The sequence below is a fragment of the Poseidonibacter sp. genome (genome assembly GCF_041821165.1).
Classification (GTDB): Bacteria; Campylobacterota; Campylobacteria; order Campylobacterales; family Arcobacteraceae; genus Poseidonibacter.
Map to the genome: position 1 here is coordinate 4,668 of NZ_JBGUES010000171.1, position 300 is coordinate 4,967.

1 protein-coding gene is annotated in these 300 nt (G+C 23.7%); it reads right to left on the reverse strand.

What is annotated here, in order from left to right:
* The coding region (locus tag ACERKK_RS11155) for a hypothetical protein (protein ID WP_373773152.1) at nucleotides 1-300 on the reverse strand (300 nt) is incomplete at both ends.

Consider the following 300-nt stretch of genomic DNA (forward strand, 5'->3'; position numbering starts at 1 on the left):
TTAGACTTTATAAAGTTAATTTTATTATCTAGTGCATTTATAGTAGTAGCATCAACTTTTAATTTATCTAAAGCCTCTTCCATTTTTTTATGTTCTGATTCAAGTTTTTTAGAGATATATTTATTAGTTTTTAAATCAACAAGGCTAGAGTATAGTTTTTTTTCAAGGGTTTTTATATAACTATCTTTATCAATTCCAAGTAAGCCTTTTACTTTATTTTTGAGATTATAAATATACTGCATTACCTCTTTTTTACTATTTGATTGAATCTCTTTGTATGCAGGAAGATTTATATAATCC